The sequence below is a fragment of the Streptomyces daqingensis genome (assembly GCF_014645895.1).
In the GTDB taxonomy this organism is placed as follows: Bacteria; Actinomycetota; Actinomycetes; order Streptomycetales; family Streptomycetaceae; genus Streptomyces; species Streptomyces daqingensis.
This window is the reverse complement of sequence record NZ_BMMP01000023.1, coordinates 11,109-25,445: the sequence shown is the minus strand read 5'-3', so window position 1 is coordinate 25,445 and position 14,337 is coordinate 11,109. Positions and strand designations below refer to the sequence as shown.

At 72.6% G+C, this 14,337-nt stretch carries 14 protein-coding genes; 6 read left to right on the top strand and 8 right to left on the bottom strand.

Features of this window, described 5'->3' with window-relative positions; translation table 11 throughout:
* Window positions 1-9 precede the first annotated feature (9 nt).
* Genes IEY56_RS25675 through IEY56_RS25660 form a run of 4 tightly spaced genes read left to right on the top strand, consistent with a single transcriptional unit; the run spans window position 10 to window position 4,533 of the window.
* A complete protein-coding gene (locus IEY56_RS25675; protein ID WP_189039654.1) occupies window positions 10-501 on the top strand; it encodes a (2Fe-2S)-binding protein in 492 nt (163 codons plus the stop codon).
* The gene (locus IEY56_RS25670) at window positions 498-1,556 is read left to right on the top strand and encodes an FAD binding domain-containing protein (protein ID WP_189039653.1); all 1,059 of its coding nucleotides are present in this window, start codon (window positions 498-500) and stop codon (window positions 1,554-1,556) included. The genes IEY56_RS25675 and IEY56_RS25670 overlap by 4 nt, the downstream gene beginning before the upstream one ends.
* The gene (locus IEY56_RS25665) at window positions 1,553-3,823 is read left to right on the top strand and encodes a xanthine dehydrogenase family protein molybdopterin-binding subunit (protein ID WP_189039652.1); all 2,271 of its coding nucleotides are present in this window, start codon (window positions 1,553-1,555) and stop codon (window positions 3,821-3,823) included. The genes IEY56_RS25670 and IEY56_RS25665 overlap by 4 nt, the downstream gene beginning before the upstream one ends.
* Entirely contained in the window at window positions 3,820-4,533 is a 714-nt protein-coding gene (locus IEY56_RS25660; RefSeq protein WP_189039651.1) for a Rossmann-fold NAD(P)-binding domain-containing protein, read from the top strand. Before IEY56_RS25665 ends, IEY56_RS25660 begins: the two co-directional genes overlap by 4 nt.
* A gap of 44 nt (window positions 4,534-4,577) precedes the next feature.
* On the opposite strand, the gene IEY56_RS25655 is transcribed toward IEY56_RS25660, so the two are convergent.
* The 5 genes from IEY56_RS25655 to IEY56_RS25635 form a co-directional block, all read right to left on the bottom strand.
* Window positions 4,578-5,963, bottom strand: coding sequence for an FAD-binding oxidoreductase (locus IEY56_RS25655; protein ID WP_189039650.1), 1,386 nt, complete (start codon window positions 5,961-5,963; stop codon window positions 4,578-4,580).
* 768 nt (window positions 5,964-6,731) lie between these two features.
* Window positions 6,732-7,442 (bottom strand): DNA alkylation repair protein, encoded by a 711-nt coding sequence (locus IEY56_RS25650; RefSeq protein WP_229712209.1) that lies wholly within the window; start codon window positions 7,440-7,442, stop codon window positions 6,732-6,734.
* A 139-nt stretch (window positions 7,443-7,581) separates the two neighbouring features.
* Window positions 7,582-8,439 carry an alpha/beta fold hydrolase gene (locus IEY56_RS25645; protein WP_189039649.1) on the bottom strand — a complete coding sequence of 286 codons (858 nt, stop codon included), beginning with the start codon at window positions 8,437-8,439 and terminating at the stop codon, window positions 7,582-7,584.
* Between the two features lie 115 nt (window positions 8,440-8,554).
* Window positions 8,555-8,785: a hypothetical protein gene (locus IEY56_RS25640; protein ID WP_189039708.1), complete on the bottom strand. Its 231-nt coding sequence runs from the start codon at window positions 8,783-8,785 to the stop codon at window positions 8,555-8,557.
* Window positions 8,782-9,084: a hypothetical protein gene (locus IEY56_RS25635; RefSeq protein WP_308424177.1), complete on the bottom strand. Its 303-nt coding sequence runs from the start codon at window positions 9,082-9,084 to the stop codon at window positions 8,782-8,784. The genes IEY56_RS25640 and IEY56_RS25635 overlap by 4 nt, the downstream gene beginning before the upstream one ends.
* A 116-nt stretch (window positions 9,085-9,200) precedes the next feature.
* On the opposite strand from IEY56_RS25635, the gene IEY56_RS25630 reads away from it, so the two are divergent.
* Entirely contained in the window at window positions 9,201-10,034 is an 834-nt protein-coding gene (locus tag IEY56_RS25630) for a helix-turn-helix domain-containing protein (protein WP_189039648.1), read from the top strand.
* Window positions 10,031-10,243, top strand: coding sequence for a DUF397 domain-containing protein (locus tag IEY56_RS25625; protein ID WP_189039647.1), 213 nt, complete (start codon window positions 10,031-10,033; stop codon window positions 10,241-10,243). The genes IEY56_RS25630 and IEY56_RS25625 overlap by 4 nt, the downstream gene beginning before the upstream one ends.
* Here the strand turns inward: IEY56_RS25625 and IEY56_RS25620 are convergent.
* The 3 genes from IEY56_RS25620 to glgC form a co-directional block, all read right to left on the bottom strand.
* A complete protein-coding gene (locus tag IEY56_RS25620) occupies window positions 10,215-11,828 on the bottom strand; it encodes a sodium:solute symporter family transporter (RefSeq protein ID WP_189039646.1) in 1,614 nt (537 codons plus the stop codon). The two genes, IEY56_RS25625 and IEY56_RS25620, sit on opposite strands and share 29 nt — an antisense overlap.
* Window positions 11,825-12,292 carry a DUF485 domain-containing protein gene (locus IEY56_RS25615; protein ID WP_189039645.1) on the bottom strand — a complete coding sequence of 156 codons (468 nt, stop codon included), beginning with the start codon at window positions 12,290-12,292 and terminating at the stop codon, window positions 11,825-11,827. The genes IEY56_RS25620 and IEY56_RS25615 overlap by 4 nt, the downstream gene beginning before the upstream one ends.
* Before the next feature lie 449 nt (window positions 12,293-12,741).
* Entirely contained in the window at window positions 12,742-13,962 is a 1,221-nt protein-coding gene (gene glgC / locus IEY56_RS25610; RefSeq protein ID WP_189039644.1) for a glucose-1-phosphate adenylyltransferase, read from the bottom strand.
* Between the last annotated feature and the right edge of the window lie 375 nt (window positions 13,963-14,337).

The window sequence follows — 14,337 nt, the reverse complement described above, 5'->3', positions numbered from 1 at the left end:
GAGGACGCCATGGTTGAAGTGCGCCTGCGGGTCAACGGAACCGCCCGCGAGATCGACGTAGAACCCCAGGTCAGCCTGCTCGACGCACTGCGCGAGCGGCTCGGGATGACGGGGACGAAGAAGGGCTGCGACCAGGGCGCGTGCGGTGCCTGCACCGTGCTGGCGGACGGGGAGCGCATCTGCTCCTGCCTCGCCCTCGCCGTCCAGTACGACGGACGCGAGATCACCACCATCGAAGGCGTCGACCATCCGCTGCAGGCGGCCTTCACCGAGCACGACGGCTTCCAGTGCGGCTACTGCACGCCCGGCCAGATCTGCTCGGCGATCGGCATGCTCGCCGAGCACAAGGCCGGGGCGCCGAGCGCCGTGACAGAGGAACTCGACGGCGACGGAGCCGAGTTGACGGACGACGAGATCCGCGAGCGCATGAGCGGCAACCTGTGCCGCTGCGGCGCGTACAACGGGATCGTCGACGCCGTCCGGGAGGTGGCCGGACCGTGAGGCCCTTCGCCTATGTCAGCGCCCGCGACGTGGAGTCCGCCGTCGAGGCCGTCGCGGAGCACCCGGGAGCGAGATTCCTCGGGGGCGGCACCAACCTCGTCGACCTGATGCGCGAGGGCGTCGAACGTCCCCGTACGGTCGTCGACATCAGCAGGCTCCCGCTCACCGGGATCGAGGAGCTGCCGGACGGCGGCCTGCGCATCGGCGCCCTCGTACGCAACTCCCGCCTCGCCGCTGACCCGTTGGTCCGCAGCCGCTGTCCCGTGCTCGCCCAGGCCGTGCTCAACGGGGCTTCGGGACAGCTGCGGAACATGGCCACGGTCGGCGGGAATCTGCTGCAGCGCACCCGCTGCCCGTACTTCTACGACACGGCCTCGCGCTGCAACAAGCGTGAGCCCGGCGCAGGTTGCGACGCGATGGAGGGCTTCAGCCGCTCGGCTGCGGTGCTGGGCACGAGCGGGGAGTGCATCGCGGCGCACCCGTCCGACATGTGCGTGGCGCTCGCCGCGCTCGACGCGGTCGTCGAGGTGCGGAGCGTCCGCGGGACGCGGCGGGTGCCGTTCGGGGAGCTGCACCGGCTCCCGGGCGGCACCCCGCACATCGAGACCGCGCTGGACGGGGACGAGCTGATCACGGCGGTCGAGCTGCCGCCGCTGCCGCTCGCGGCGCGCTCGCGCTACCGGAAGGTCCGCGACCGGGCCTCGTACGCCTTCGCGCTGGTGTCGGTCGCGGCGGCGCTGGAGGTACGGGACGGCGCCGTCGCGGACGTGCGGCTCGCTCTCGGCGGAGTCGGGGCGAAGCCGTGGCGGGCGCACGAGGCCGAGGCGCTGCTGAGGGGCGCTCCCGCCGTCGAGGAGTCCTTCCGCCGTGCGGCGGACGCGGAGTTCGCCGCCGCGGAGGGCCGGTCCGCCCCGACCGGAATGCCGGACAGCCGCCGTGCGGCGGACGCGGACGGGCAGGGCGCCCGCGCCGGAAACGAGTTCAAGATCGAGCTGGGGCGCCGCACCGTCGTGGCCGTCCTGCGCCGGCTCGCCGACGAGGGGAGCGGAGCATGAGCAGCCCGCACAGTCCTGGAACGCACGCGGAACCCGGGACGCATCCGGGTCCCGCAGGCACCCGCTCGGCCGGCGTACCGGCGGAGCCCGCCCCGGCCGCCGTGGGCCGGGCCGTCGACCGGGTCGACGCGCCCGCGAAGGTCACCGGCAGGGCCCGCTACGCGGCCGAGTTCCCCTACGAGGACCTGGCGTGGGCGGCGTTCACGTACGCCACCGTCACGCGGGGCCGCATCACCGCGATCGACACGGCGGCCGCGTCCGCCCTTCCCGGCGTGATCGCGGTGATCACCCATCTCGACGCGCCCCGGATGAAGCCGTCGCCGAAGCCGAACCCCATCCGCAGCATGGAGAGCATGGCGACGGCGACGTCCGTCGACTACCTCAACACGCCCGAAGTGCACTGGAACGGCCAGCCCGTCGCCGTCGTCGTGGCAGAGGATCCCGAAACCGCCGCGCACGCCGCCGAGTCGGTCGCGGTGACGTACGAAGTCCTGCCTCACAGCGCTGACTTCGCCGCCGAGGAGCGCCACGCCGTACCGCAGAGGAACAGCGTCATCCAGCACGCGTCCGGCACGAAGGGCGACGCCGACGCGGCCCTCGCCGCCGCACCGGTCTCCGTGGACCTGCGCTTCACCACGCCCCGCCACCATCACAACGCCCTCGAACCGCACGCCACCACGGCCGTGTGGGACGGCGGCCGGCTGACGGTGCACGACGGGACGCAGAACATCCACTGGCTCCGTTCGCAGCTCGCAACGAAGTTCGACGTCCCCGTCGGCGACGTGCGCGTCCTCGCTCCGTTCGTGGGCGGCGGGTTCGGCGGCAAGTCGATGGTGTGGCCCGGCACGATCCTCACCGCTCTGGCCGCGCGCGTGACCGGACGTCCGGTACGGGCGGCGCTCACCCGCGAGGGTGTCTACCGGTCCGTCGGGGGGCGGCAGCCGTCGGTGCAGCGCGTGGCCATCGGCGCGGAACGGGACGGAGGCTTGACCGCGCTGATCCACACCAGCACGGCCCCGATGGGCAAGGTCGGCGGGGCGCCCGAGCAGATCACGTCCGTCGCACGGCACATGTACGGCGCGGAGCACATCCGCCATCGGCAGTACACGCTCGGTCTGGACACGCTCAGCACGACGAACATGCGCGCCCCCGGGGAGTCGATCGGATCGTTCGCGATGGAGGCGGCCGTCGACGAACTCGCCTACGAACTGGGGCTCGACCCCGTCGAACTGCGCCTGCGCAACGAGCCGTCCAGCAACCCCATCGACGGAAAGCCGTTCGCGCACCGGCAGTTGACGGAGTGCTTCGCGAACGGCGCCTCGCTCTTCGGCTGGCCCGCGCGGAGCTTCGAGCCGCGGTCCATGCGCGAGGGGAGTTCGCTCGTCGGCTGGGGAACGGCGGCGGCGTACCACCCGGCCTGGCAGCTGCCGGCCAACGTGACCGTACGGCTGGACGCCCGCGGACGGGCCCTCGTGCGCTGCGCCTTCCACGAGATGGGCATGGGCACCGCCACCGCCCAGTCGCAGATCGCCGCCGACGCGCTCGGCGTGCCCTTCGAGGCCGTGACCGTCGAGTACGGCGACTCGGGCCTGCCCACCGGGCCGGGCGCCGGAGGATCGGCGCAGACGGCCAGCGTGGCGAGCAGCCTGCTGGAGGCCTGCGAGAAGCTGAAGAAGTCGATCGGGACGCCGCGTGAGGGCGAGTCGTACGCGCAGCTCCTCGCCAGGACGGGCCGGGACCACGCTGAGGCGGTCGTCGGTTCGGAGACGCGGGTCGGCAAGCGGGTCGGGCAGGTCAGGTTCACCGCGAAGTACCTGCGGGAGCAGCGGCGCTGGATGAAGGCGGCGTGCGGGGCGCACTTCTGCGAGGTGCGCGTCGACGCCGACACGGGCGAAGCGCGCGTCACGCGCTGGGTGGCCGTCTTCGACGTCGGCCGGGTGGTCAACGCCAAGACGGCGGCGAGCCAGCTGCGCGGCGGCATCGTCATGGGCATCGGCCAGGCGCTCACGGAGCAGACGCTGCTCGACCCGCGAACGGGGCGGATCATGAACCCGAGCCTGTCGGAGTACCACGTCCCGGTGCACGCCGACGTCCCGCGCATCGACGTCAGCTGGCTCGACGACCCCGACCCGACCATGCCGCTGGGCATCGTCGGCGTCGGCGAGGTCGGCATCACCGGTGTGGCCGGAGCGGTCGCGAACGCCCTGCACCACGCGACGGGCAGACGCCTCCGCGACCTGCCGCTGACCCTGGAGAAACTGCTGTGAGGATCGTCCTGTTCGGCGCCTCCGGCATGATCGGCCAGGGCGTCCTGCGCGAGTGCCTGAAGGACGAGGCGGTGACCGACGTCCTCTGCGTCGTACGGACACCCCTGGAGATGCGGCACCCCCGGTTGCGGGAGGCGGTGCACACCGACTTCTCCGATCTCTCGCCGCTCGCGGGCGAGTTCGCGGACGCCGACGCGTGCTTCTTCTGCCTGGGCGTCTCGGCGGCGGGCCGGAGCGAGGAGGAGTACCGGCGGATCACCTACGACTGGACCCTCGCCGCGGCACGTGCCCTTACCGGCGGCGGGGACGGGAACAGGGGTGGCGACGGGCAGCGGCGGCCGGTCTTCGTCTACGTCTCGGGCGCGGGCACCGACAGCACCGGGAACGGCAGGGTGATGTGGGCACGGGTGAAGGGCCGTACCGAGAACGCGGTGCTGGCGATGCCCCTCCGCGCCTACATGTTCCGGCCGGGCTACATCCACCCCGTGAACGGCGAGACGTCGAGGACGCCGGGCTACCGGCGGCTGTACGCGGCCCTCTCCTGGCTCTACCCGGTGCTGCGGCGGCTCGTCCCGAAGCAGGTGACGACGACGGAGGACCTCGGCCGGGCGATGCTCGCCGTCGCCCGGCGCGCGGACGGCGACGGCGGGAGCGGCGGCGGGGAGCGGGTGCTCCACAGCCCGGAGATCAACGCCGCGGCGCGGGAGTGACGCGGCCCGTGCGGTGGCGGCGACGCGGTCACCGCACGGCCGCGTCACGGCACCAGGTAGGAGTGGAACAGGTTCGCCGGGTCCCAGTGGGCCTTGAGGCGCTTGAGCCGCTCCCAGCCGGCGGGCGCGTACGAGCGGCGCGAACGGGACGTGCCCGCCGCGAGATCGGCCTCGGCGATGTAGTGGCTGCCGGTCCCCCGCGGGTCGAAGGCGTCCATGGAACGCCGCAGCCAGCGGGTGCAGGCCTCGTCCTGCGCCGGGTCGTCCCAGATCGCGAAGGCGGCCAGATAGGACTCGCCCAGCGGCGAGAAGGCCATGGCGTCTCCGCCGCCCTGCGGGCCGGGACCGACCGGTTCGAAGGGCACCAGCACGAGCGAGTCGCCTGAGGGCGCTTCGGCGATCGCCCGTGCGGCGCGGGCGAGTTGGGTCTCGTACGGCTCCGGGGACCACAGCGTGTCGACCGCGTACCGCTGCTCTCCCGGCCACTTGCCGTCGGCGCCCTGGTGCAGCGCGACGTACGACGTCGGCTCCGGCGGCCGGTGCGTGACCGCCCGGTCGGCGAACGGGCAGCCGGTCACGGGCGCCAGCACGTCAGCGCCCTCCTGCGCGGATCGGGCGAAGACTGTCGACGTCAGCGTCAGCCCGGGGGCGGGGCCGGACGGGGTGGCGGCCGCCGGCTCGCGGGCCGACAGCACGAACGAGGTCTCCACGGACGGCGGCAGAGCCCGTGCGGTGGGCACGGCCCAGGCGGCCACGCGCTCCGTCTCCGGCAGCGGAAAGGTGAACGACGTCGTGACGATCGCGCCCGGATGCGGACGGAAGCGCAGGCGGAAGCGGGTGGCGACGGCGAAGAAGCCCGGTCCGGCGCCGCGGGCGGCCCAGAACAGATCCGGATTCTCCCTCTCGTTGCAGACGACGCGGCTGCCGTCCGCGGTGACCGCCTCGACCTCCTCGACGTACGAGCAAGCGGGCCCCCAGGCACGGGAGTTCCAGCCAAGTCCGCCGCTGAGCAGGAACCCGCCCAGCGCGACCGTCGAGCAGTGGCCGAAGGGGAGGGCGAGTCCGTGCGGTTCCAGCGCGGAGGCGAGGACACGGCCCGTGACCGCCGGTCCGACGTGGGCCGTTCCCGAACCGGGATCGACGACGCACCGGTTGAGCCGTGAGAGGTCCAACAGCAGGGCGTCGTCGCGGAGTTGGGTGCCGGACCAGTTGTGGCCGCCCGACCGGACGGAGACCCGCAGGTCCTGCGCGCGGGCGCGGGCGAGCGCCCGGGGGACGTCGTCCTCCGTGGCGGCGACCACGATCTCCGCGGGGAAGCGGCCGGGCTTGAGCCCGTTCCAGACGGCATCCGCGCGGGCCCGCTCGTACTCGGCGTCACCGCGCCTGATCAGCGAACCGTCGATGCTGCCGGCGGACATCCGGTCGGTCATGGGCTGGCCTCACTCATGGGGGACGCGGCGGGAGGTACGGGCGCTCAGTATGGTCCCGTTGAGGAGGCCGCCTGGGTATGCCGCCCCGGGCTCGTGGGAGGCCGGCGGAGACGGGCGGGCCGGCGAGAGCGGTGGGGAGCCGGTGGGAGAGGTTCCGCTGCGAACGGGCCGGGGGGAACCGTTCCGTCGGAGGTCCCGTACCGTCACTGCCGCCTGGTGCTCGGCTTCGTCGCTCCGCGGCTTGCGCGGAGGCTCATCTCCGGTAGCGTATGCAAGTGTGATTTTCGGTGCAACTGAGACACTTGTCCGCTGAATTCACACGTGCACCTCTTTATCCACAGCGGCGACGCACTCTGCGATGCGCGAGCAGCCTCCACCGGTCGCGCACAGACGACTCCTCCCGCCGGTCGTCGGCCTGAAGGCGACGGCGCATAGGATTCGACGACTTGTCCAGCACGGTCCAGCACGAGCAACTTCGGTCCGGGGCTCCGCAGCACGAGGGCTTCCGGCGCGAGGACGTCCGGTCTCAGGGCTTCCGCAGCCCTCGGGTCCGGCGGCGCCTCCGCCGCCGGAGGCGCGTCTCGGCTCACGAGGCTGGACCAACAAGACGGACCTGCCTCCCTGTTGAGGGAAGGGCAGGTCGGACAGACCCGGCGGCGGACCAGTTCGCGTTCCCTTCCGTGACAGTTCACGAACGGTCCGCCGCCGCGGCACGTCCGGTCCCCGGATCGGTCCGGACTCTCCCCGTCCGGGGATTCCCGACGTGCCCTAGCCCCGCCGCCGCACCATCTCGGTGATCCACGTGGGCGCGAACGGGGACGTGCAGCCCGGGGGCGTCGGGTAGTCCTTCAGCACTTCCAGGCGCTCGCCGATCGCGATCGCGCGGGCGCGGTGCTCGGCGTGCTCGATCCCGATCTGGGCCAGGCAGTGGTTCATCGCCCACTGCAACCGGTCCGGGGCGTCCTTCATCTCCGCCTCTACGGTGTCGAGCAGCCCGGCGAGGTCGAGGCCCTCGGGTTTCTTCGCCACGCGTTCGGTGGTCAGCGCCCAGCCCGCACTCGCGACCGCCGGATCCGGATCGGCCCGCCAGGCCAGCCGCAGCTCCTCCGGGTGCGGGCTCTTCTTCACCACGTAGTTCACGAGCCAGTCCTGCACCTTGGGGGTGCGCGCCTCGCGCAGCATGACGTCCAGCTCGTCACGCCCGAACGCCTTCGGGCGGCAGATCAGCAGCGCCAGCAGCCTCGCCGCGGCGTCGCCCGTCTCCCAGAGGGCGCATGCGAGTTCCTGCTGCTTACGGAGCCTCTTCGCCAGGGCGCGCAGCTCGGTGAGGTTCACGCCGTGATCGTCGCCGTGCCTCTCGTTGACCGCGCGGATCCTCGGATCGTCGAGGCGGGCCAGCTCGGCCGTCACCTCGGCCAGCGGCGTCGGGGCCGGCGCCGCCCGGCTCGCTGTCCGCGGACTCGGCGTCGTCTCGGGCATCCCGGCCTCCCGTCCGTCGCGTGGATCGTCCATCGCGTAGGACGTCCGTCGCATAGGACGTCCGTCGCATAGGACGTCCAGCGTACGGCCGCCGCCGCGGAAGCCGACGGGCGTCAGAACCCGGTCCTCCCGCGCCGGCTCAGCCGGCGTCCCGCACCGGCGCCGCCCCGGTCCGGAGCAGGAAGTCGGTGAGCACCTCAGCGAGCCGCTCGGGCTGGTCCTCGGGGACGAGGGTGGACGAGTCGGCGATCTCGACCAGCCGGCCCTGCGGGTAGAGCTCCGCGAGGCGCCGGCCGTGGTCGCGCGGCATCAGCCTGTCCTCGGCCGCCCAGACGACGAGTACCGGACGCTCGAACTCCCGCAGCCGCTCACTCCAGGCGAGCAACGTCGCACGCCTCGGCGCCGACGTGGCGAACTTGGCGAAGTCCCTGCGGACGGCCCTGCTCTGGGTGGCGGGAGCGAACCAGTCGTCGAGGATCTCGTCGGGGATGCCGCGCAGGCTCATCCCGCCGTATCCGCGCGGGTTGTTCCGGAACCAGGGGACGCGCATGAGGCGCGTCAGCAGCCGGACCCCGCCGGGAACCCCGCACACCGCCGCGGCGGCCCGTGCAGGCCCGGGAGGGAAGTTGTCGAACGCCTCGCAGGCGACGAGCACGAGGCGCGCGACCCGCTGAGCCCGCCTTTCGGAGACCAGGAACTGGCCGCCGCCCCAGTCGTTGAGGACGAGGGTCACGTCGTCGAGGCCGAGCCGTTCGATGAACTCGCCCAGGAGCAGCGCGATGCCGCGCTGGGACAGGTCGGCGTCCGGGTGCATCGGCCGGCGGTGCCCGCCCATCGGCAGCGTGGGCAGGACGCAGCGGTACCCGTCCAGCAGGGGCACCACTTTGCGCCACTGCGTTCCGCTCATCGGCATCCCGTGGCAGAGGACCAGTACAGGCCCCTCGCCACCGGTGTCCTGATAGTCGACCGTTCCCGAGGACAGCGCGATCTCCGGCATTCCGCCTCCATACGAGGTTCTCTCTCCAGCCATTCCACCGACTCGTCGCGTATCCCGCAAAGGGTGCAGGGGCGCGGGAACCGGGCAGGCGGCCGACCGGCCGGACGGCACCCGCTCACGCGCGTCCCGCGCTGCTCGCCGCGTTCACCGCGGCGAGAGTGGCGGCCAGGCGCTCCTCCGGCGTGGCCGTGCGGACGCGGCACGGGTCGGCGTCCCACTCACGGCCTCCCCTGACGGGCCGCAGCTGCACCCGGCCGCCGCACGAGTCCATCACCTCCCCGACCCGGCCGCGCTCCTCGTCGACCGCCACCGTCCCGACGGTCGGCGGGCCCGGCTCAGCCGTCACTCCCGCACCGCCGCCCTGCGGAGGGCCGCCGTGAGCGCCGCCGCCGTCTCCAGGTTGCAGCGGCCGAGTTCGACGAGGGGCCGGTGGCCGAGCGGGCGGCTGCAGGAGAGCAGGTCGATGCTCAGCGAGGGCAGTGTGATACCCAAAGCCGCCACCGCGTCCCCGAGTTGGGCCACGGCACGGTCGGAGAGTTCGAGCGCGTCCAGCGTCCGGCTGCCATCAGAGGCCGGGTGCCCGGTGGCCGCGGACGGGCCGGACGGCGTCTCAGGACCGTGAGGTACCGGTTGATTCGGGGCCATGTGCATCCTTCACTGGTAGCCGTTCGTCACGCTTCGAAACCAAAGGGTGACGCCCCGGAGCTACGCTGAGTAGGAGCTGCGACCCAGCAGGCAACTTGCGGACAGAGGACGCCGGCATGACCCAGCCCAAGGAACTCGACCCGTACACGTCGGCACGGGCCTTCTACGGTGCGGAACTTCGGCGCCTGCGGGAGCAAGCAGGCCTTTCACAGGACCAGTTGGGAGAACGCGTCTTCTGCTCCGGGACGTACGTGGGGCAGTTCGAGTCGGCTGTACGGAGGCCCCAGACGGACGTCTCCCGGCTCTTCGACGACGTGCTCGGCGGCGGTGAGCACCTCCAGCGGCTGTGCAGGCTGGCCCGCCAGTCCAAGCACCCCGACTACTTCGCGGACGCCGCCGAGTTGGAGAAGCTGGCGACGACGATCAGCGAGTACGCGCCCATGCTGGTCCCGGGACTGCTGCAGACGGAGGCATACGCACGTGCACTGACGAGGGCGACGCTGCCGTTCGCCCCAGACGACGAAGTGGAGGAGCACGTCTCCGCGCGAATGGAACGAGGGTGCCGCATCGACCGGCCCGGTGCCCCCGAGGTGTGGGCCATCATCCACGAGGCCGCGCTGCGCGTGCCGGTCGACGGACCGGAAGTAATGCGTGAACAGATCGACCGTCTCTGGGAGTTGTCCCGCTCACACAGCCGTGTCGTCGTGCAGATCGTCCCGTTCGACGCGGGCCCTCACCCGCTTATGTACGGCACGACGATCCTGATGACCTCCGCCGAATCCGCTCCCGTCGCCTATACGGAGGGCGCGCACACAGGTCAGCTCATCGACGAACCACCTATGGTCGCCAAGTTCCAGAGGTCATACGATCACGTGAGGGCTGCCGCACTCTCACCGAAGGCGTCCCTGCCCGTGCTCGCATCGGCCGTGAAGGACTACTCCACACCATGAGCCTCCTGGACGTGACCGACGCTGTCTGGCGTAAGTCCTCGTACAGCAACGGCGAAGGCGGAGCCTGCGTCGAGGTCGCCGACGGGTTCCGCGGCGTGCAGCCCGTGCGGGACAGCAAGGCCGCCGGAGGACCGGCGGTGCTGTTCTCCGCCGGTGCCTGGCGTTCGTTCGTGTGCGCCCTCAAGTCCGGGTCGCTGCGGCCGCGTTGACCTGCTCGACGTCCCGCGTAGCTGTTCGGGGCGCAGCGGACGGCGGGGGCTCGCGCAGCGAACCGGCCGCACCCAGCAGGAACGCCGCTGGGATGCTGACCAGCCCCGGGGCGTGCAGGGGGAAGACGCTCCAGTCGGCGTCCGGTACCAGCGCGTGCGGGCTGCCGGAGACGGCGGGCGAGAACGCGAGCAGGGCGACGGTGACGAACGTTCCCCCGTAGACGCACCAGCTCAGCCCGCGCAGGGTGAACCGGAGCCACAGCAGGCTGTAGGCGACGGCGGGCAGCACGACCGTGGCCGCCTCGGTGTAGGAGAAGGTCAGCCAGAACTGGGCGTTGGCGGTGCGTCCGGTGACGGCGAGGCCGATGCAGAGGCCGCCGACGAGCAACAGGGCCGTCCGTGCCCGGAGCCGACCGGGTCCCGGGCCTGGTCCTGTCGGCGGCTGCGCGCCGTCGCCCATGTCGTGGACGATCGCGGCCGACCCGGCAAGCAGCAGCACCGAGGCGGATGCCAGCACGGTGAGGAAGGCGACGCAGGAGACGAAGGTCAGCAGGGTGCCCGGCGCGTCCATGCTGCCGGGTTCTGCGCCGTCGAGGACCGCGGCGAGCAGCAGCACGTTGTCGCCGCCTCGCGGTCCCGCCTCGCGCAGCGTCTCGCCGTCGACCAGTGCCTGGATGCCGTAGCCGGTGACCGCCGCCGCCGCGCACAGGAGGCAGGAGGCCAGCACGGCCCAGCTGGTGGCGCGGCGTGCGGTGCCGGCGGTCGGGCTCGCCGAGAGACGCGTGAGGAGGTGCGGCAGGAAAGCCGTCCCGAAGAGCACGGTGAGGCCGAGACTGAGGGTGTCGAGGCGGCTGGCGGCGCCGGTGCCGAAGAGCCGTCCCGGTGCGAGGTACGCGTCACCAGCGCCGCTTCCCGCCGCGGCCTTGGTGAGCAACTCGCCGTAGTCCCAGTCGAATTGGGTGAGTATGAGCACCACCAGCAGCGGCGCGGCCACGACGAGCGCGAGGGTCTTGCCGATCTGCAGCAGCGTCGACCCGCGTACGCCTCCGATGCCCGCGCAGGCGCAGATGAGTACGCCGACGAGGACGATGCCCGTGATCTCGCCCGTCCGTCCGGGCACTCCCATCAGGGCGGCCGTGATGCGGCCGATGGGCACGAGCTGGGCGATGAGCAGCGGCACGGAGACCACGAGAGTCGCCCATCCGGCCGCGCGCCGTGCGGGACCGGACGGCAGGCGCCGGGCCAGGACGTCGCCGAGGGACCTGCCCTGCCCTCCTGGCAGCCGCTCCGCCAGCCACACCTTGAGCAGCAGCGGCGAGAGGGCGGCGGCGACGACGAGCAGGACGCCGTCGTAGCCCGTCTCCGCGACGATGCCGCAGAAGTACAGCACCCCCGCGGCGGAGACGAAGTCGCCGGTCAGCGCGAGTCCTTGGCGCAGCGGCCGGGAGCGGGACGGGTGCGCGAAGAAGCCGCCGCCGCCGTGCTGGAGGTCCGGGCTGGCGAGCATCGCGACGAACAGGCACCCGGCGATGAACAGGAGGAAGAGCGAGATGACCGTCGCGCGGTCCCCGGCGAGCCAGCTCACAGAGGCGCCCTTCCGCCGAACGCCTTGCCCCGGTCGAAGGCGTCGAAAGGCGCGGAGGGGACGGCGGACCGGGCGGCGGGGGCCTGTCCGCCTCCGGTGGCGGAACCGGCGGCGCCGGGTTCACGGCCGAAGCCGTCCCGGTGCCGGGCGGCGACCCGTCGCGCCAGCGGGTCCACACGCCGTTTCGCGGCTCTGTCGTGCGCCCACACACCGAAGCCGATCACCAGCACCTGCGCGCCCGTGGCCAGTTCGCCGACCTGGAGACCGCCGTGGACGGAGCGGCTGAGGACGCCGGGGGCGAGGCAGAAGGCGAGCGCGTGCAGCAGGAACGCGCCCAGCACGAGGGCGACCCCCCGGCGCAGCAGGCTGCGGCGTGCCACCCGCAGGCCCTCGGACGAGCAGCGGACGGCGGACAGGCGGCCGCCACCGGCGTCGGGACGCGCGGTGCCGGTAGCTGCACCCATAGCCGCGCCGGGGTACGACGCGCCCGCGGGCGCCGCTGAGCGCCGCCCGCGCAGGCCTCCCTCAACTCCCTGTCCGGCGCGGCCGGTTGACCGGCACTCCGCAGCGCGCGGCACGGGGCCCAGGAGCGCCGCGCCTCGCGGTGCCGTCTCCCGCGGTGCCGCCGGCCGCGTCTCCCGGACGCGGGCGCGGAGCCGGAAGGGGAGGCGTGAGGGGAGGCGTGCGGGCATGCCGATGCGCGGGGTGACGGTCACGGAAACTCCAGCAAGGGATGTGCGGGCAGCCTGAAGCCGGGGAGGGGCGGTGGCCGCAAGGGGGGATGCGCCAGTGATTACCGGCGGTTACGAAGAAGTCTAGAGCCACTCATGGTGATCGTCCAAGGGCTCTGCGTGAAGGGCCCGGTGAAGGTACCGTGTCCGGCCGCTCACACTCCGTGTCCCCGGGCGCGCGGTCACTCCCGTACGCGCTGCCCCTTGCCGAGCGCCACGATCCCCTCGGGGGAGATGGTGCAGTACTCCGCGTCGTGTTCCGGGTTCACGCCGATCGTCGCTCCGGGCGGCACCACGACGTTCTTGTCGAGGATCGCCTGCCGCACCACCGCGCCGCGTCCCACCCGTACCCCTTCGAGCAGCACCGCGCCCTGCACCATGGCGCCCTCCTCGATCACGACCCCCGGCGCCACGACGGAGTTCGCCACCTGGCCCGCGAAGACGCCGCCCGCGCTGACCATCGACTCGTTCGCGATCCCCCCGGCCACGAACTTCGCCGGAGGGCGCTGCGCCTGCTTGGTGAAGATGGGCCAGTCGCGGTTGTAGAGGTTGAAGACCGGCTCCGGGGAGATCAGGTCCATGTGGGCGTCGTAGTAGGCGTCCAGTGTCCCGACGTCCCGCCAGTAGCCGTGGTCGCGTTCGCTCTCCCCCGGCACCTCGTTGGCGTCGAAGTCGTAGACCTGCGCCTGCCCGCGCGCCGTGAGCAGCGGCAGGATGCTGCCGCCCATGTCGTGCACGGAGTCCTCGTCGGCGGCGTCCTCGCGCAGGGCTTCGAGGAGCACGTCGGTGGAGAAGATGTAGTTGCCCATCGACGCGAAGACGTGATCGGGGTCCGAGGCCAGTACGGGCGGGTCGGACGGCTTCTCCAGGAACTCGCTGATCTTGTCGCTGCGCGCGTCCGTGCTGATCACGCCGAACGAACTCGCCTGGTCCCGGGGGACCTTGATGCCCGCGACCGTCACGCCGGCGCCTCCGGCGATGTGCTGCCTGAGCATCTGCCACGGGTCCATGCGGTAGACGTGGTCGGCGCCGAACACGACGACGTAGTCGGGCTGTTCGTCGTGGACGAGGTTGAGGGACTGGTAGATGGCGTCGGCGCTGCCGAGGTACCAGCGCGGCCCGAGGCGCTGCTGCGCCGGCACGGGCGTCACGTAGTCGCCGAGCAGCCCCGTCAGCCGCCACGTCGTGGAGATGTGCCGGTCCAGGGAGTGCGACTTGTACTGCGTCAAGACGCAGATGCGCTGGATGCCGCCGTTGACGAGGTTGGACAGGACGAAGTCCACCAGCCGGTAGACACCGCCGAACGGCACCGCCGGCTTCGCGCGGTCGGCCGTGAGGGGCATGAGCCGCTTGCCTTCGCCGCCTGCCAGCACGATGCCCAGCACGCGTGGTTTTGCTGCCATCACGACACCTCCGCCGCTTCGTCCGACCACCGGGTCCGCCTCCGGCCCGGCCTCGAGTCGATCACGCCCGCACCCCGCACCGGTGGTACGGCGCACCCCGGAGCGGCGGCTCCCGCCCACGCCCGCTCCGCGGAGTCCCGCGCCGGAACGGGGCGCCAGGGGTGGCGCCGGGCCGGCGGGGACGGATCGGACGGGAGCAGTCGGAGCGGGCCGGGACGGGAGCGGGACGTGGACGCGGACCTGTGTACCCCTTGTGCGCCTGTTCGCCGCGCGGCAAACGTCGCGGCGGGAGCGGCGCGGCGACTCGGGGCCGCCGGAGGGTCGCGCGCCGCCGCGGGTCCGCGCGAGACTGCGCCGGACCGGCGGGCTCCGAGC